Here is a 16,778-nt window from a genome sequence, read left to right as displayed (position 1 = left end):
TACCATGAAAGCGAAAATTTGACAAATTCTGCTCGACTGTAGCATTTTCATAAAAAAAGGAGGCGACTTGGCCTCCCTACTTAGATGATATTTTTTAATCTTCCTGCAATTCTTGAATATCTCGAATCACGCGCACGCCTGCTTGATTCTTCTCGCGCAGTTCAGCATCAGAGTAAGGGAAGGTATTGATCAAGATACTTTCCATCCCGATACTTTGGGCAACAGCGACATCTGTTGTAAAGTCATTCCCCACCATGACAGTTTTCTCAGGGTTCAACTGGTGTTCTTTCATGACTGCCAAGAGGAACTCTGGCTGAGGTTTGCGAATACCTGTGTCAGACGACAAGTAAATGGCATGGAAAAGCTCTCTCAAACCAACCAAATCAATCTCCGGATTGGTAAAATCTGCTTGGGCATTGGATAAGAGAAAGATTCGGCAACCTGCAGCTTTCATATCCTCTAATACTTCTTTCGTATGAGGATAAAGCTCCAACCGCTTGCGAGAAAGGACACGGAAAGTCCGCGCAATCAAACGCCCCCACTCTTTGAGGTGGGCAACACTATTCCCACTTGGATGACCTTCTAAATACAATTGTACAAAGATAACCGTCAGATCAATCTCTGGGTAGGCAACTTGTTTTTCCTTAGCCAAGTCTTCTTCGGCTTGTTGCACCAACTCTCTATAACGCAGGCGCAGACCTTCTCCTGTGTAACTTGCCCCGTAGGATTGGTAAATCTGAGCCATGGTATCCCATAAAATGGGACTCGACTCATCGGTTTCGATGTCGACCAAGGTTCCATAAAAATCAAAAATATAGTTTTTAAATGCGTACTTGTGCGGATTCATCTCTTACTCCCGTAACAAACATCGTAAAGGTTGCCTTGCAGACATTGGCCCCATCTTGATTGGTAATATCGACATCCACAACTCGAGTCGTCCGTCCACTGTGGACACATTCGCCATGGATCGTGAGGACATCACCCAGACGCCCTGCTTTCAAGTAATTAATCGAGGATTGCAAGGTCACCCCATCGACCCCTTGAGAAACCACGACCAACCCACTGACTTGGTCACACAGGGTAAATAGATAGCCTCCGTGCGCATTTCCATAATAGTTGAGCGATGATTCCACGACCTTGGTTGTCACCACTACATGGCCATCTCTCATCTTTTCGATTTCATAATTTTCAAATGCAGCAATTGCATCAAAGTGAAAATCTTTCATATACTTGCCACCTTTTCTAGCATCTTTTCAACTCCTCTATCATACTACAATTAAGAAGCAGATACAAGCAAAGGGGCAATTCCTTAGAAGCAGAAAAGGAGACTCCAACTAAGTAAGAAGACGATACTAGGAACAATGTATTTTCTTGGGTGCTTCCAACATTCCCTCTTTAAATTCCATTTTCTTAAAGGGAAATAGATTTCAATCAGTAAGTGCAAAACAGCTTCAACTACTGCTAGAATCATCACTCCTAGTAGAAATAGAATCCCCAAGTCAGGCATGACCACCATTTTTAATAACAGAGCTACAAATAGATTGACAGATAGGAAATAAGTCAGCAATACACGGTAATACATCAAGTAAAAGAACCGACTCTTAGGTAGGGACTTGACATGATCAATCAAATCTTTATCAGCAGAAATGAGAGTGGTTAATGGCGTATTGACAGAAGCAATTGTTAAAAGGATGATGATTTTTAATGGAGCCTCATAATCCTGTATCAGAATGAGAAGGAGGAAGATGAGAGTAAAGACAAAATTGATGGAAAAATAACGCTCTTGAAACAAGGAAATCCAAAAATAATTGCCACTTCTTCTCTTTGCGACGAGCAGCTGATCATGTTTTGAAATCGCGATCAAGTCCTCATTTTTAAAAATAAAGACAGCAATGAAGGCTGAAAGTAAGATCATATAGGACACTTGTTGGACCCATAAAGAAGATCCTGTAAGAACAGTCGTTACAGAAATGAGCACTCCTCCTAGAAAACTAGGCCTGGTATTGAACTGGATAAAGACATAAAACACACTTAGTATCACCAGTAGAGAAAGGAGGACGAGCTTAAAGGATTGTAGCAGGTCTAACCTGACTCCTAAAAAGAGGATCAATAACAGCACGCGCTCTAGTAAATTGAGAAGAAAGGTTACCGTCAGAAAAGACCCTTTAAAACGATTGAGAGACAAAGGAAGATGGTAGTAGGCCTGGACCCTGTCCATCGAAAAGTAGGAATAGAGCAATTGAAAGGTTGATAGAGCAGTAACAATAGCCGTACTGATCAATAAGACTTGAAAGCTCGTAGAAAATTTTGCCCCAACAAGATGGTAATAAAGAACAAAAGCTAAGGAAGTCAAGAACAAGAAGAGCCGATTTTTGGATACCACATCTCTAAAAATTGCTAGTAGCATGCTCTACCCCCTCTGACGATTGACATCATGAAACCAATCTTCTAAATTCGATTCGATCGCGTCTAGGTGACCATCTTCAATAGAATAAGCTGTATCACACACCCGAACGATACTCTCTGCGATATGCGAACTCATCAGAATAGAGCCTTCTTCTTTATACTGCAATAGCAAACTATATAGAAATTCTGTCGCATCAAAATCTAGGCCATCAAATGGTTCGTCCAAAATAAGGAGGGGAGGTTTGAGATAAAAAGCTGTGATCAAGAAGACTTTCTTCTTATTTCCCGTTGACAAACTACCGATATCGGTATTGAGAAACTCTTCAAAATGAAAGCCTGAAATCAAGTCCTGCAATACCTTTTCATCTCTCTTTCGATGATACAAATGACAGACAAAATTAAAATAGTGAACAAAATCCCAGTTTAAAAAACTATTGTTTTCAGTAAAAACTGTATAGGTACGGCTCTTATAGAAATTCGTATGAAAAGAGGTCGCCTTGTCTTCTATGGTAACAGTCTCAACTGCATACTGCCGATGATCAAAAACACTACTTAAAGCTTTTAGCAAGGTTGTCTTCCCAGCTCCATTTCGACCAATCAACCCTACTACAGAATGATTGGGCACAAGTAAATTCGTGTCTTTTATAACGGGCTTGTCTTTTTTATACCAAACGTTTAGCCCCTTGATGTTTAAACACTCACACTTCATCGACGCACTCCTTTATATAGGTAAGAAGCCCCAACCAAAAGCAACAGCAAAGCGTATAGCCATTCCTTTTGAAAGGCAAAGACTAAGGCACCGATCAAGAAGCAAATTCCTATAAGGATTCTAAATTGTAATTTCATATCTTGCCTTCTTTCTATTCACAGTATGAAAGATTACAATTGTATTTTATGCTTATACTATAGTACTTTTTCTGAGCAGATTCAAGCACGAATGGAATATTCTTTCTTCTTTTACCTTACAAGCAAAAAAAGCTAGATACCTCTAGCCCTTTGCTTAAAATCTTAATTTTTCCCAATCATCGTCTGTCCGTTTACGATAATAGTACTCGGACAAATCTGGGTCTTCCATCACTTCCAGCAGAGGAAGCATGTCGTAGGACAAGTCCAACTGATCTAATTGGTCTTTCTCAACCCAAGAAACTTCTCCTTCTTCAGATGATCTGAGTTGGCCTGTGAATTCTGTCGCTTTGTAGCAAAAGACAATATAGCGACCTCCCTCGTCTAGCGGCCAGTCTTTGACTGCGACGAGTTTTGGATCTACGATCGTAAGCCCTGTCTCTTCGTAGATTTCACGAATGACGGATTCTGCAAGACTTTCTCCTTCCTCGATATGGCCTCCAGGAAAGGCATAACCAGACCATTTCTTGTAGCGCTCTGGTGAGCGGTATTGGAGGACTACTTTTCCATTATTAGGATCTTCTACCAAACAAAGATTGGTAAGTACAGTAGATGTTGCGCGTGACATAAATTTCCTTTCTATGTTGTTAACAATTAATCAAAATAAACTTTTTCCTTTACCTCTTTCTTCATCACAAAGGGATTTACAAGCTCATGGTATTCATCGAAGGCATCTAAAAAGGTGCCTCTATGAAAGACAATTGACTTCTCTTTTAAATAATATTCCGATTGAATCGTTACCGGACCATGGCCATCAAAGGAATAGACTAGCTCAATAGCAAATACCAAGATCAGGCTAGCAAAGAGACTCAAAAGAACACTAACGAGATTCTTCCAATTTGGAGCATGTTTTCGATAGAAGCGATACCAGATGTGACTAAAAGCCGTCACAGCTCCAAGATACAGCCAGGGATTCCACAGGAGCGGTGTAAAGGCATAACCATAGAAGCTCAATATAAAGTTCACAAGAACAAAAAGCAACAGAATCAGATACAGGATCCGAAACATGTTCAAATACTTTCTCATGTTTGGTCTCCCCTTCGTAATAATTGGATTAAACTGGATCTCCTAAAGAAACATCAACAGAAAATGATAACCTAACCGGAGCCAATGTTCTATAAGGGGCGAATCCGGATCATTTTTTTTACTATCTAAAAATAGACTTAGCGACAACAAAAGTAAGCTAAGGGCTATAACTATTCTAAGAACGAGTCTCATACCGCCAAGAGCCAAAGAAACTAAAGAACCAATGAGTGGTAAAGGGGAAAATATAAGTGCTACTAAGCCGAAATAGATCTTAACCAATGATAAAACCAATAAACTATAAACGACAATCTTCGTAAAAAGAGAGACCCTTTTATCTTCTTTTTTCAGTTGTGAAATGGAATAGATAACATAAATCATATACATAAATAGAAACATATTTATTTCCCCTATTTCCTATAGATTTTATTCCTATTTTATACAACATCCGTTTAGAATACAACTTCTTACCTAGACTCACCCAACAAAGACAAGGACAGGATCAGAGTTTCTTCACTTCTGCTGCTACCTTCTGGAGATGGTGTTGCCGCATGCTAGCGGTGTTTACATCCCGACCGACTTCACCCAAGATGCAGACGCGCTTGGTTTTAATCCCACAGTGGTTCAAAACTGCATTCTTTAAGACAGAAATACCATAACTATCTGGAATGTTGAGAGGGCCTGAAAAGATCTTGTACCACCAAGTAGGCGCCATAGAGGTCGCATATATACTAGCTGTTTTCCCTTTGAGCAACTTCTTGAATTGCTTGCCTCTGAGGTAATTCCAGATAAAGCTGCCCTGATCATTAGCCGAGTAAGCAATCCCAGGCGTGAAGACCCGATCGATCCAGCCCTTCATGAGGCTCGGCATACTGCTCCACCAGATGGGATAGACAAAGATTAGGTGGTCCGCCCACTGGATCCATTCTTGAGAACGAAGGATAAAGGAATCTTCCTTCATCCGCTTTCGATAGCCGTAGCGAAGGACCGGATCAAAGTCCTCTTCATTGAGACTGATCACTTTAAGCTCATGGCGACTTGAGTCAATAGTTTCGACAATGGTTTGAAAAATAGCCTGACAATAACTTTCCTTATCCGGATGACCATTGATGACCAGAATTTTCATTCGTCTTCTCCTTCATTTCTTTAGTTCATTCTATCTCTTTTATTTTTTACTTGATTATTTGATAATGGTTCAAAGATTGATAGATACGTTCTTTAAGAATTTTTATTTGAAGAACACAACATCCGCAACTCCTTAACAGGTTTTCCAAGTTCAAGTATTTTTTCTTGACCATCAAAAGTAAAACCCATTTTTTGATAGAAAGCAATGGCTCGCTTATTATCTTTCAATACCCATAAATAAATTTCAGAGAAATGATCGAGAGCAGCAAATGCAGCATGCATTAAATGTTTACTCACACCTTTTCCATAGTAATCTTTTAAAACATATAAGGCGATGATTTCACCAGCTTGAATGGCTTCATCACAAAAATTTCCATAGCTGATAAATCCAACGACCTTCTTTCCATCCATCGCAATCAAGGTATTTTCTGGATACTTTTGACTAAAGAAACGACATCTATCTAATGTCATCGTCTCCTGATATTCCGCGGGTAAAAGATCGTCATAAGCCTCTCTCCACGTTTGCCAATGAACGAGAGATTTTCCTTCTATCTCTTCAGGAGTTTCCATTGTTTTAATGATAATCTTCATTCTTCCCTCCTATCTAATCCAAGGCCTTGACTTCCAACATCATATCGCGAATTTGCGCTGCCAGCTCGAAATCAAGCACTTCGACGGCTTCTTGCATTTGTCCTTGCAGCTTCTTGACCAGTTCCTTGCGCTCTTGGCGGTTGAGACTGGTGATATCCACTTCCTTGTCCTCTTCCTTGGCCACAGCCTTGGTAACAGAAATGAGGTCACGGATTTCCTTCTTGATAGTTTGTGGGACAATGCCATGCTCTTCATTATATGCCATCTGGATTTTCCGACGACGGGCTGTTTCATCGATGGCTTTTTGCATAGACTGAGTCATGGTGTCCGCATACATGATGACGTGACCCTCACTATTACGGGCAGCACGACCAATGGTCTGGATCAGACCACGTTCATTACGGAGGAAGCCTTCCTTATCCGCATCGAGAATGGCAACTAGACTGACTTCCGGTACGTCTATCCCTTCACGAAGAAGGTTGATCCCGACCAAGACGTCAAAGACACCCAATCGCAAGTCACGGATAATTTCTGTCCGCTCCAAGGTCTTAATGTCCGAGTGCATGTATTTGACCTTGACCCCCATTTCCTTGAAGTAGTCGGTCAAGTCTTCTGCCATCTTCTTGGTCAAGGTGGTGACAAAAGTCCGCTCTCCACGTTCTACACGCGCATTGATCTCACCTAAGAGGTCGTCCATTTGTCCCATGGTCGGACGCACTTCCACCTCAGGATCGAGTAGACCTGTCGGACGAATGATCTGCTCGATGACAGTATCGGTTTGTTCCATCTCATAGTCACCTGGTGTCGCAGACACATAAACAATCTGGTGGACATGGCTTTCAAACTCCCCACGACGAAGTGGCCGGTTATCTAAGGCAGATGGCAAACGGAAACCATAGTTGACCAGCATTTCCTTGCGCGAGCGGTCTCCATTGTACATGCCCTTGATCTGTCCCATGGTCATGTGACTTTCATCAATCATAATGAGAAAATCTTCTGGGAAGAAGTCAAGAAGAGTGTAAGGCGGCTCTCCTTCACTCCGGCCATCCATATGACGAGAGTAGTTTTCGACCCCATTGGTGTAGCCCATCTCCCGTAGCATTTCAATATCATACTCGGTCCGTTGTTTTAGACGCTGAGCTTCCAAGAGCTTGCCTTCTTTTTCAAAGACCTTCAACTGCTCTTCTAGTTCCGCTTGAATCTTGGCAATAGCCACTTCCATATGGTCGTCATTGGTCACGAAGTGAGTGGCTGGGAAAATAGCCAAGTGTTCCACATCTCCCAGAACCTGGCCTGTCAGAGCTTCAATCTCACGAATCCGCTCAATCTCGTCTCCAAAAAACTCCACCCGAAAGGCATGTTCATCGCGCGAAGCTGGGAAAATCTCGACCACATCTCCCCGAACACGGAATTTTCCCCGTTGAAAGTCGATGTCATTGCGCTCAAACTGGATATCTACCAAGTCATTGAGAAGTTTATCACGAGAAATCTCCAGACCGGGACGTAAGCTGACCACGCTATCGGCATATTCCTTAGGCGAACCCAAACCATAGATACAAGAGACAGAGGCCACAACAATCACATCGTTACGCTCCAACAAAGCTGATGTTGCGGAGTGACGAAGCTTGTCAATCTCATCATTGACAGAGCTATCTTTTTCGATATAAGTATCGCTCGATGGCACATAGGCTTCTGGCTGGTAGTAATCATAGTAAGATACGAAGTACTCAACCGCATTTTCAGGGAAAAATTCCTTGAACTCTCCATAAAGTTGGCCTGCTAGGGTTTTATTGTGGGCGATGACCAAGGTAGGCTTATTGACCTGGGCAATAACCTGGCTCATGGTGTAGGTCTTCCCCGTACCAGTTGCTCCCATCAAGATTTGCGCCTTCTCACCACCCTCGATGTTATCCACCAACTGTTCAATGGCCTGCGGTTGATCCCCAGACGGTTGGTATTTGGATACTAGTTTAAATTTGTTATCTGTTACTCGATTAATCATCTCTTTGACCTCACATATATAGACCTTATTTTACCATAAATCACTAGAATTCTCTGAGATGAGGAATGAAAGGGAAAACAACATATTACAAAATAATTAATTGGACACGCATTAGAGTGAAAACTAAACAAGACTCTCGCAATTACTTCGAAAGTCTTGTCTTTTATTCTAAAACAATGCAATACGTAATAAACATCAGTGTCCATGATATACAAAATTAGCAAGGTTTGCTCATCAGTATCATTTTTATTTACTACTTAACTTCTTGATTCCTTACCAAGAGGTAGAGAGTTACCCCAAGTGAACATACAAATCCAACAACGTAAATACAGAGTTGAAAATTGGAAGCACTACCTAAAATGGTATCCGCAACAATATTATAAAATAGATAACTAGTCAATGGTTCCACTACTCTTTCTATGAATGGTTGTACCAAAATAGGAAATAGCAGCAAAATAGCTAAACTCCCCATTGGACTTTTGAAAAAATAACTTAAAAAGTAAGAAATTAAAAAATATTGGATGGAGCCAATCAAATAGAAACTGAAAAGTTCTAAACTGACACCATTTTCGCTACTAAAAAAATGAAACCATACAAGCAGTACAATGAAATACAAGGTTGATTGTAGTACTACATCACATAATTCTACGAACAGGATCCGAATTGAACTTAAGATCCTTTTTCCACTTACCAAATAAACTAGTTTTGTTTCGTGTGATTGTAACTCAACAAATGCATTAACACACCCAATACTAACTGAGAGTATTGATGCAAAAACAAGAGCTTGCTTTATAGATAATTGTACAACAGTATCATTGATTGCAACTGGTAAAACACCTAAGAGACACACAAAACCTATAAAAAGGGACTGTATAGCTATCTGGTACTTCACGGGTTTTAAACTATATTTTTTGACAATAAGACTAAAAAATATTCTTGCCATTCTTCCTCCTCATTCGAATCATTTCTACAAGCATTATGAATACCAAGAACAAGATTCCTTCTACTACTAAAAGTGTAAATCCATATAATTGGCTCGTTTGAATCCCTTCAATTCGGCCAAAAGCAAATGACTTTGCTCCAATCAAAGGCAAGAGATTTTCTATTTTAGAGGAAATTCCTCTTAGAATACCTGATAAAGTGATCACCAATAACAAAACAACTGCAATTAATGAAGTCACTGATTTTTTCGTTACTATTACGAAAAGTATAGCTAATAAAGTAAGAACGATCGCAAATATCATAACTCTTACCGTAACATCTAAAAACAAAGTAAATTCTAAATAATTCCTTAAAGTTGAATCTAGAAAAACGAGTAAAACAACAAAATTTACTATAGAAAATACTAAAGTAGAAAATATCGATAAGACAACTGAACTTGTAATAAAACCAGTAAGACGAACTTTCCAGTTAGGAATCAATAACTGAGTAAAATTATCATCACCAAATTGGTAATGGGTTGAATAAACAAGTGAAACTAAGATTGGTAAGAAAATAACACTTGCTTGGTAGGGTGAGGATAAGAGAGCATCCCTGACTGTATAGACTGGATTCGATGATAGCATAGATGGATCAAGGTTAACAGCCTGTCCATTTCCTTCTACTAAAGCATTTATCACCTGGATATTTTGAATTGAAAAAAATATGCTGACTCCTAAAATAAGAAAAAAAGTAATTTTAAAAGTAGGTAAACTACAATATTTATAGAGGTCACTAAAAAAGGAACGCTTCAACATATTATTCACCTTCTTTCCCTTCGAGCGCCTTAAAATATGCTTCCTCAAAAGATCCAAACTGTTTCAAAATGTCTTTGGTAGGAGCATCAATAACAATCTTCCCATTAGAAATACCAACCAGATGATCTACAGTTAATTCTAACTCACTCATATAATGACTTGTCATTAATACAGTTTTACCTTCATTGACAAAAGACTGCAAAAAATTGCGTACCCAGCGTATTCCTTCTGGATCTAGTCCATTGATTGGTTCATCTAAAATTAAGATGTCAGGATTTGCTAATAAGGCTGTTGCTAAACCAAGACGTTGCTTCATTCCTAATGAATAGTCTTTTACTTTTTTATTTTTAGCTTCACTTAACCCCACCAACTCTAAACATTCGTTGCACCTATTTTTGTCAACGCCACAAGCCAAGCCAATCCACCGAAGATGCTGAAATCCTGTTCTAGTTGGATAAGGTTGACAACTATCTAGGAATGATCCAACAATACAAAAAGGATTATCTCCCAATTGATAGTATTTTTTCCCATCGATCAAAGCCATTCCCATTTGACTATTTTCTAAACCAAGTAAAATTCTAATTAAAGTTGATTTTCCAGATCCATTCGGTCCAATCAATCCGGTAATCTCACCTTTTTTGGCTTTGAAAGACACGTTTTGAAGGACAATTTTATTATTATATTCCTTATGTAGCTTTTGAATTGTTATCATTCATTCTTTTTCCTTTCTGACTTTTAGTGAAATTCCACCTTCACTTGGAGCAAGTATAACAGGAGAAAATCAGGAAATTCTCAGAATAATTATTTTTTTCATTTTCAACAAATTGCATTCTAGATTTGCTATAATATGCTCATATAATTGGAGGAACTATGAAGTATAAAATTTTAGCCATTGACGATGATGAAAAAATCTTACGATTAATAGCGAATACATTAAAAGCGAACAACTTTCACGTGGAAACTCGTAAAAATATAGAGGAGATTAATATCTGTGACTTTACTGGATTCGATCTAATTTTACTTGACGTCATGATGCCTATTTCTGGTTTAGAAATCTGTCGTTCCATTCGTTCACAAATTACTACTCCAATTCTATTTCTAACCGCTAAAGATTTTGAAGAAGATTTACTAAAAGGAATACAAGCCGGAGCCGATGATTACATCACAAAACCATTCAGCATAAAGGAATTGATTGCAAGAATTCAAATGCATCTTCGGAGGGAAGAAAGATCTCACAACGCCTCTAAAGAAGAGATGGATTCAAATATAACTTTTTATCGAGATAGTCAAGAAGTTTATTATCAATCAAAGAGAATTTCATTAACCAAGAGAGAGTTTGATTTACTTTATCTTTTAGCAAAAAATGAAAACCGAATATTTAGCATAGAAGAACTTTACAATTATCTTTATCCTGTAGACTCTGATGCACAACTACGATCCATTACTGAATACATCTATCAAATCAGACAAAAATTTAAGATTCATCAAATTGATCCCATCAAAACAGTATGGGGAGGAGGATACAAATGGAAAAAGAATTGACAATCAAACAACTCATTAAACGTACCTACCTTAAAATCATTTGGCAATTTCTTCTATGTCTGATACTTTTTTACATAGTTCCAGCTCTTCTATCTTCTGTATCTGGAATTAATGAGAAAAATGCCAATCACTTTGCTTTATTTTTTAGCGTCAGTTCTTGGATTTATCTTTGCATCATTTTAATTTTTATCATTGTAATAAATATTAGACAATTATTAACCAAGATTCAAACAGAAATGAACATGGTTTATCATAGTGGTCTATATTTCACCAAAAATGAACATCACCATTTGCAGATTAAAGAATTCATTGAAACAAACGATCTGATCGAAAAAATGCAATCTGAAATAAAAAATAGAATTCAAAATGAAAAAGATCAAAAAAAAGAACTCATGTTTCAAGTATCTAGCGCTGCACATGATCTTCGTAGCCCTCTAACTGTCATCAGAGGAAATGCCGAATTCTTACAATCCACCGAGCAAACACCTCAAGTAATGGAATGTCTAAAAGATCTTGAGCAAGCAAGTATTCAGTTAAACGATTATTTTAACCACTTTATCCAATACTCCAAAACCTTTTACGACCAGGATATTCAACTTGAGAACATATCAATTCAACAAGTAACTCATCAATTGAAGGAACATATTACTCCTTTACTCCCTAGAAATACACATTTTGTTTTTACTAACACAGTAACTTCATCGACACAAATTGCCATTCATTCCAATCTATTTTTCCGAGCAATCACAAATATTATTAATAATGCAATACAACATCAAAAAGAAAATGATGCAAAGATCCAACTAACAATGTCACAAGAAAATAATCGATTAGTTCTAACTATATGGAATAATCAATCTACTTTTTCAAAAAATGTTTTACAACATGCTGGAAATCTTTTCTATAAAGAGGACCAAGCAAGAACACCCTCTCAAGAAAGTCACTTTGGACTTGGTTTATCTTTCGTGAAACGCGTCATGAAACTTCATAATGGAACTATGCATTTAGAAAATATTCATAATGGTGCACAAGTGAAACTAATCATTCCCATTATTATATAGAAAAAGCCGAACTCATCATTATGTGTTCGGCTCAAAACGCAGACAAACGTCATTTTTGGTGTTTGTCTTTTTCATATATGACTTTCAGACATTACACAGAGGTTAGTCATCAAACTTTTCTTTCCTCTCCCCTAAGCAATATACAATCACTAGGGATACAAAAAGAACTAGGGTGGTGATGATTGATCCTTCTGCTCCAAATGCCCCTCCGGTCAACCAGTCAGGTCCATCTCCCATGGTAAAACTAAAGATAGACGCATCTGCGCCTGTGCCACTGACTTGAAAACCAAGGAGATTTCCTTGTACATAGTTCCAAGTCCCGTGTTGGGCGACCACTAGCCAGATACTATCGGTATAGATAAAAAGCAGACCAGCTAGCACCCCATCAAGGATGATATTCAGAACGGATAAGAAGGTCACTCCTGCATTTCCCAGATGAAGAATGCCAAAGAGACTACTAGAAATCCCGATTGCTAAGGGAAGATTGGTTCTGGCAGCAATCCGAGTCAGGAGCCACCCCCGCGTCGCTACTTCTTCAGTCCCTCCTTGAAGGAGCCAAAATGGGAATAATCCTAGAATAAAGAGGATGGGTTCTAAACTTAATTCATTCAGCTTAAAAGTTCCGATTCCGCCCACTTGGTAGACAAGGGCAATCACACCCATTTGAAGCAGTGAAATCAAGATTCCCCAACCTAGATACTTGAGCCAATTTCTTTTTACAAAACCTAAGCTTGATAAGGAATTCTTCTCTATGACTTTCACCCAAAAAATAAAGAGTAAAAGAATAAATACAAAACTGAAGAGCTCATAATAGAGAATATAATGGAAGAAAAACTCTTGAATACTTGCAACCCCATTTCCTGGTGAGAAGAACTCGGTTAAGTAACCTATTGCAATGGAAAATGGGCCCACCAATTCACTACTGAGCCATAGTCCCCCTTCTATAAAGAAGGAAGCTAAAAACACGTAGAATAGTGTAGAAACGAAAACTGACACAGAAGTTTTCGTTTTGATACCTTGAATGATTAACCCTTTCTTCATCTAGTAACCTCCATTTATCTGATAGGTCCATTGTAGCAAAGAAAATCCGGAGCTGCAAGATCAACTTATGTTAGATAATCTAACATCAAAACTCAATTTTCTTGCAAAAACGACTCATTTCTGATATAATAGCTTTTGTAGAAAAACATAAGACCATTCATACTCGTTTTGGTATGAATGATTTGTTTTTTTAAAGCCCTCTTAGGGTATCCCTTCCATTGCTCTTCTCGAGACAGTGGATTAGATATAAAGGAGAACGAAATGAAGAAAAAATTACTAGCATGTTTGCTTTTCTTATTTCCATTCGTTGCATTCGCTGGTCATGCTCATGCTGAAACGATCAAGGTCGTTTTCGACACAGCATATGCACCATTTGAATTTAAGGATTCAGATCAAACCTATAAAGGAATTGACGTAGAGATCTTGGACAAGGTCGCTGAAATCAATGGCTGGGATTTGGACAAATCCTTCCCAGGATTTGATGCAGCGGTCAACGCAGTTCAAGCTGGTCAAGCGGATGCCATCATGGCCGGAATGACCAAAACAACAGAACGTGAAAAAGTCTTCACCATGTCTGATACTTACTACGATACAAAAGTTGTCATAGCAACTACGAAAGCCGATAAAATCACGAAGTACAGCCAATTAAAAGGGAAGACAGTCGGTGTTAAAAACGGAACTGCAGCCCAACGCTTCCTCGATAAAAACAAGGACAAGTACGGCTACAAGATCAAGACCTTTGATACTGGTGATCTCATGTACAACAGTTTATCAGCTGGTGCGGTCGATGCAGTGATGGATGACCAACCTGTTATTCAATACGCCATCCAAAAGGGTCAGGACCTTGCTATCAATATGGACGGGGAAGCAGTCGGTAGCTTTGCCTTTGGTGTAAAAAAAGGTGGAAATCATGAAAAGTTGATCACTGAATTTAACAAGGCCCTCACTCAAATGAAAGCTGATGGAACACTTGATGAGATTATCAAGAAATGGACCGGTGAAAGCCAATCAACTGCTAACAGTGCTGTTCCAGAAACAACTACTCCTGCTGGTCAAAAAGCAACCCCTAAAAAATCAAAATATAGCATTTCAAGTGATTCTTCCTTTGCACCATTTGTCTTCCAAAATGGAAAAAACAAATACACAGGGATCGATATGGACTTGATCAAGGCTATTGCTAAAGACCAGGGATTTACCATTGAGATTGATAACCCTGGATTTGACGCAGCGGTAAGTGATGTCCAATCTGGTCATGCGCAAGGAATGATCGCAGGGATGACTGTGACAGATGCTCGGAAAGAAACATTTGATTTTTCTGAACCATACTACACGGCCAATTCAATTCTAGCTGTTCAAGAAAACAGCAAGATTGATTCATATGATGACCTAAAAGGAAAGACAGTCGGCGTTAAAAACGGTACTTCCTCACAAAACTTCCTTGAAGAGAACCAAAAGAAATATGGTTACAAGATCAAAACATTCTCTGATGGGGCATCTATGTATGACAGTTTGAATTCTGGTTCTGTTGCAGCGATCATGGATGACGAACCTGTTATCAAATACGCTATTAAACAAGGACGCAAATTCAAAACACCTATCGAAGGAACTCCAAGTGGTCAACTAGCATTTGCCGTTAAAAAAGGTGAAAATCCTGAATTGATCGAAATGTTCAATAACGGTCTTGCAAACTTGAAGAAAAGTGGTCAATACCAAAAGATTCTCGATAAATATCTTAAAGCAGATAGCAAATCAAGTACTTCAAGTACAGCCGTAGATGAAACAACGATCTTGGGCTTGCTTCAAAATAACTACAAACAATTGTTAAGTGGTTTGGGTGTCACTCTTGCCCTTGCACTTCTCTCTTTTGCCATTGCTATGGTGATCGGTGTTATCTTCGGGATGTTTAGTGTTAGCCCTTATAAGTGGCTCCGCTGGACAGCTGAAATCTTTGTCGATGTCATTCGTGGGATCCCACTCATGATCCTCGCCGCCTTCATCTTCTGGGGAATTCCAAACTTGATTGAATCAGTCACAGGTCATCAATCCCCAATTAACGACTTTGTCGCAGGTACTATTGCCCTCTCTCTCAATGCTGCTGCCTATATCGCAGAAATTGTCCGTGGGGGGATCCAAGCTGTACCGATTGGACAGATGGAAGCCAGCCGAAGCCTTGGGATCTCTTATGGCAAGACCATGCGCAAGATCATCTTGCCACAAGCAACCAAACTCATGCTTCCAAACTTTGTTAACCAATTCGTCATTGCCCTGAAAGATACGACGATCGTTTCTGCGATCGGATTGGTAGAACTCTTCCAAACTGGTAAGATCATCATCGCTCGAAACTACCAAAGTTTCAAGATGTATGCGATCCTTGCCGTCTTCTACCTCGTGATTATCACCTTGCTAACACGATTTGCAAAAAAATTAGAAAAGAAGGTTAACTAATGGCTAAATTAAAAATTGATGTCCATGACCTCCACAAATACTATGGTGAAAATGAGGTCTTAAAAGGAATCTCAGCAAAATTCTACGAAGGGGATGTGGTCTGCATTATCGGACCGTCCGGTTCTGGTAAATCGACCTTCCTTCGTAGTCTCAATCTCCTCGAAGAAGTGACAAAAGGTCAAATTACAGTTAATGGATATGATCTAACCGATCCAAAAACCAATGTTGATTTGGTCCGTGAAAATATCGGAATGGTTTTCCAACACTTCAACCTCTTCCCTCACATGAGCGTCCTTGAAAACATTATGTTTGCGCCAGTAGAGCACAAACTGATGACCCGTGAAGAAGCTCAAAATGTCGGGATGGAATTGTTGGAAAAAGTTGGTCTCGCAGATAAAGCCGATGCCAATCCAAACAGCCTTTCCGGTGGTCAAAAACAACGTGTGGCCATTGCCCGTGGACTTGCCATGAATCCAGATATTATGCTCTTTGACGAACCTACTTCTGCCCTTGACCCTGAGATGGTCGGAGATGTACTGAACGTTATGAAAGACTTGGCCAAGCAAGGGATGACCATGATTATCGTCACCCACGAGATGGGATTTGCCCGCCAAGTAGCCAACCGTGTCATCTTCACCGCAGATGGTGAATTCCTCGAAGACGGCAAACCAGACCAAATTTTCGACAACCCACAACACCCACGTTTGAAAGAATTCTTGGATAAGGTTCTAAACGTTTAAAAAGATAAACTAACGAGTGGTTTTTGAAGCATCTAGCAAAATTGCTAGATGTTTTTTTTAGACTAAAAAAGCATTTTCAAACCTGAAAATGCTTAGAGTGAAGATATAAACATATTAAAAACTTTCCTAAGGTGAGTACGGACGTCAGCGAACTTCTACGAAG

18 protein-coding genes are annotated in these 16,778 nt (G+C 39.2%); 4 read left to right on the top strand and 14 right to left on the bottom strand.

Annotation, left to right across the window (positions count from 1 at the left end):
* Positions 1-94: 94 nt before the first annotated feature.
* From HMPREF2832_RS02910 to HMPREF2832_RS02850, 13 genes are all read right to left on the bottom strand, one after another.
* Positions 95-847: an HAD family hydrolase gene (locus HMPREF2832_RS02910; RefSeq protein ID WP_070505507.1), complete on the bottom strand. Its 753-nt coding sequence runs from the start codon at positions 845-847 to the stop codon at positions 95-97.
* Positions 822-1,226, bottom strand: coding sequence for a PaaI family thioesterase (locus HMPREF2832_RS02905; protein WP_003016342.1), 405 nt, complete (start codon positions 1,224-1,226; stop codon positions 822-824). The genes HMPREF2832_RS02910 and HMPREF2832_RS02905 overlap by 26 nt, the downstream gene beginning before the upstream one ends.
* Positions 1,227-1,309: 83 nt before the next feature.
* Positions 1,310-2,407: a hypothetical protein gene (locus HMPREF2832_RS02900; protein ID WP_070505505.1), complete on the bottom strand. Its 1,098-nt coding sequence runs from the start codon at positions 2,405-2,407 to the stop codon at positions 1,310-1,312.
* A 3-nt stretch (positions 2,408-2,410) separates the two neighbouring features.
* On the bottom strand, positions 2,411-3,115 hold the full coding sequence (locus HMPREF2832_RS02895) for an ATP-binding cassette domain-containing protein (RefSeq protein WP_070505503.1): 705 nt from the start codon (positions 3,113-3,115) through the stop codon (positions 2,411-2,413).
* Positions 3,112-3,252 carry a hypothetical protein gene (locus tag HMPREF2832_RS10390; protein ID WP_003001697.1) on the bottom strand — a complete coding sequence of 47 codons (141 nt, stop codon included), beginning with the start codon at positions 3,250-3,252 and terminating at the stop codon, positions 3,112-3,114. The genes HMPREF2832_RS02895 and HMPREF2832_RS10390 overlap by 4 nt, the downstream gene beginning before the upstream one ends.
* A gap of 154 nt (positions 3,253-3,406) precedes the next feature.
* The gene (locus HMPREF2832_RS02890; RefSeq protein WP_070505501.1) at positions 3,407-3,877 is read right to left on the bottom strand and encodes an 8-oxo-dGTP diphosphatase; all 471 of its coding nucleotides are present in this window, start codon (positions 3,875-3,877) and stop codon (positions 3,407-3,409) included.
* A 26-nt stretch (positions 3,878-3,903) separates the two neighbouring features.
* Complete coding sequence (locus HMPREF2832_RS02885; RefSeq protein WP_070505499.1) at positions 3,904-4,335, bottom strand: hypothetical protein; 432 nt, start codon at positions 4,333-4,335, stop codon at positions 3,904-3,906.
* A gap of 499 nt (positions 4,336-4,834) precedes the next feature.
* The gene (locus tag HMPREF2832_RS02875; RefSeq protein ID WP_070505495.1) at positions 4,835-5,458 is read right to left on the bottom strand and encodes an NAD(P)H-dependent oxidoreductase; all 624 of its coding nucleotides are present in this window, start codon (positions 5,456-5,458) and stop codon (positions 4,835-4,837) included.
* Positions 5,459-5,550: 92 nt separating this feature from the next.
* The gene (locus HMPREF2832_RS02870) at positions 5,551-6,048 is read right to left on the bottom strand and encodes a GNAT family N-acetyltransferase (protein ID WP_070505493.1); all 498 of its coding nucleotides are present in this window, start codon (positions 6,046-6,048) and stop codon (positions 5,551-5,553) included.
* Positions 6,049-6,061: 13 nt separating this feature from the next.
* On the bottom strand, positions 6,062-8,050 hold the full coding sequence (uvrB, locus tag HMPREF2832_RS02865) for an excinuclease ABC subunit UvrB (protein ID WP_070505491.1): 1,989 nt from the start codon (positions 8,048-8,050) through the stop codon (positions 6,062-6,064).
* Between the two features lie 253 nt (positions 8,051-8,303).
* Positions 8,304-8,993 (bottom strand): hypothetical protein, encoded by a 690-nt coding sequence (locus tag HMPREF2832_RS02860; protein ID WP_070505490.1) that lies wholly within the window; start codon positions 8,991-8,993, stop codon positions 8,304-8,306.
* Positions 8,974-9,786 (bottom strand): hypothetical protein, encoded by an 813-nt coding sequence (locus HMPREF2832_RS02855; protein ID WP_070505488.1) that lies wholly within the window; start codon positions 9,784-9,786, stop codon positions 8,974-8,976. The genes HMPREF2832_RS02860 and HMPREF2832_RS02855 overlap by 20 nt, the downstream gene beginning before the upstream one ends.
* A 1-nt stretch (position 9,787) precedes the next feature.
* A complete protein-coding gene (locus HMPREF2832_RS02850) occupies positions 9,788-10,498 on the bottom strand; it encodes an ABC transporter ATP-binding protein (protein ID WP_070505486.1) in 711 nt (236 codons plus the stop codon).
* Between the two features lie 158 nt (positions 10,499-10,656).
* Between HMPREF2832_RS02850 and HMPREF2832_RS02845 the strand changes: the two genes are divergently transcribed.
* Both HMPREF2832_RS02845 and HMPREF2832_RS02840 read left to right on the top strand, forming a co-directional pair.
* Positions 10,657-11,328, top strand: a complete 672-nt coding sequence (locus tag HMPREF2832_RS02845; protein ID WP_031575109.1) for a response regulator transcription factor — start codon at positions 10,657-10,659, stop codon at positions 11,326-11,328.
* Positions 11,313-12,389: a sensor histidine kinase gene (locus HMPREF2832_RS02840; RefSeq protein ID WP_070505484.1), complete on the top strand. Its 1,077-nt coding sequence runs from the start codon at positions 11,313-11,315 to the stop codon at positions 12,387-12,389. Before HMPREF2832_RS02845 ends, HMPREF2832_RS02840 begins: the two co-directional genes overlap by 16 nt.
* Before the next feature lie 102 nt (positions 12,390-12,491).
* Here the strand turns inward: HMPREF2832_RS02840 and HMPREF2832_RS02835 are convergent, their stop codons facing one another.
* The gene (locus HMPREF2832_RS02835) at positions 12,492-13,430 is read right to left on the bottom strand and encodes a CPBP family intramembrane glutamic endopeptidase (RefSeq protein WP_070505482.1); all 939 of its coding nucleotides are present in this window, start codon (positions 13,428-13,430) and stop codon (positions 12,492-12,494) included.
* Positions 13,431-13,691: 261 nt separating this feature from the next.
* Here HMPREF2832_RS02835 and HMPREF2832_RS02830 point away from each other — a divergent pair, with 261 nt between their 5' ends.
* Entirely contained in the window at positions 13,692-15,875 is a 2,184-nt protein-coding gene (locus tag HMPREF2832_RS02830) for an amino acid ABC transporter substrate-binding protein/permease (RefSeq protein WP_070505480.1), read from the top strand.
* Positions 15,875-16,615, top strand: coding sequence for an amino acid ABC transporter ATP-binding protein (locus HMPREF2832_RS02825; RefSeq protein ID WP_070505478.1), 741 nt, complete (start codon positions 15,875-15,877; stop codon positions 16,613-16,615). Before HMPREF2832_RS02830 ends, HMPREF2832_RS02825 begins: the two co-directional genes overlap by 1 nt.
* Positions 16,616-16,778 lie beyond the last annotated feature (163 nt).

The sequence above is a fragment of the Streptococcus sp. HMSC073D05 genome, assembly GCF_001812015.1.
GTDB lineage: Bacteria > Bacillota > Bacilli > Lactobacillales > Streptococcaceae > Streptococcus > Streptococcus parasanguinis_D.
Note: the sequence above shows the minus strand (reverse complement) of the source record. Positions and strands in the feature narration are given on the sequence as shown.

Coding starts and splice junctions, on each gene's coding strand:
- HMPREF2832_RS02900 (WP_070505505.1), bottom strand. CDS start 2,407: ATGCTACTAGCAATTTTTAGAGATGTGGTATCCAAAAATCGGCTCTTC.
- HMPREF2832_RS02870 (WP_070505493.1), bottom strand. CDS start 6,048: ATGAAGATTATCATTAAAACAATGGAAACTCCTGAAGAGATAGAAGGA.
- HMPREF2832_RS02850 (WP_070505486.1), bottom strand. CDS start 10,498: ATGATAACAATTCAAAAGCTACATAAGGAATATAATAATAAAATTGTC.
- HMPREF2832_RS02845 (WP_031575109.1), top strand. CDS start 10,657: ATGAAGTATAAAATTTTAGCCATTGACGATGATGAAAAAATCTTACGA.
- HMPREF2832_RS02905 (WP_003016342.1), bottom strand. CDS start 1,226: ATGAAAGATTTTCACTTTGATGCAATTGCTGCATTTGAAAATTATGAA.
- HMPREF2832_RS02835 (WP_070505482.1), bottom strand. CDS start 13,430: ATGAAGAAAGGGTTAATCATTCAAGGTATCAAAACGAAAACTTCTGTG.
- HMPREF2832_RS02885 (WP_070505499.1), bottom strand. CDS start 4,335: ATGAGAAAGTATTTGAACATGTTTCGGATCCTGTATCTGATTCTGTTG.
- HMPREF2832_RS02890 (WP_070505501.1), bottom strand. CDS start 3,877: ATGTCACGCGCAACATCTACTGTACTTACCAATCTTTGTTTGGTAGAA.
- HMPREF2832_RS02830 (WP_070505480.1), top strand. CDS start 13,692: ATGAAGAAAAAATTACTAGCATGTTTGCTTTTCTTATTTCCATTCGTT.
- HMPREF2832_RS02855 (WP_070505488.1), bottom strand. CDS start 9,786: ATGTTGAAGCGTTCCTTTTTTAGTGACCTCTATAAATATTGTAGTTTA.
- HMPREF2832_RS02895 (WP_070505503.1), bottom strand. CDS start 3,115: ATGAAGTGTGAGTGTTTAAACATCAAGGGGCTAAACGTTTGGTATAAA.
- HMPREF2832_RS10390 (WP_003001697.1), bottom strand. CDS start 3,252: ATGAAATTACAATTTAGAATCCTTATAGGAATTTGCTTCTTGATCGGT.
- uvrB (WP_070505491.1), bottom strand. CDS start 8,050: ATGATTAATCGAGTAACAGATAACAAATTTAAACTAGTATCCAAATAC.
- HMPREF2832_RS02825 (WP_070505478.1), top strand. CDS start 15,875: ATGGCTAAATTAAAAATTGATGTCCATGACCTCCACAAATACTATGGT.
- HMPREF2832_RS02840 (WP_070505484.1), top strand. CDS start 11,313: ATGGAAAAAGAATTGACAATCAAACAACTCATTAAACGTACCTACCTT.
- HMPREF2832_RS02910 (WP_070505507.1), bottom strand. CDS start 847: ATGAATCCGCACAAGTACGCATTTAAAAACTATATTTTTGATTTTTAT.
- HMPREF2832_RS02875 (WP_070505495.1), bottom strand. CDS start 5,458: ATGAAAATTCTGGTCATCAATGGTCATCCGGATAAGGAAAGTTATTGT.
- HMPREF2832_RS02860 (WP_070505490.1), bottom strand. CDS start 8,993: ATGGCAAGAATATTTTTTAGTCTTATTGTCAAAAAATATAGTTTAAAA.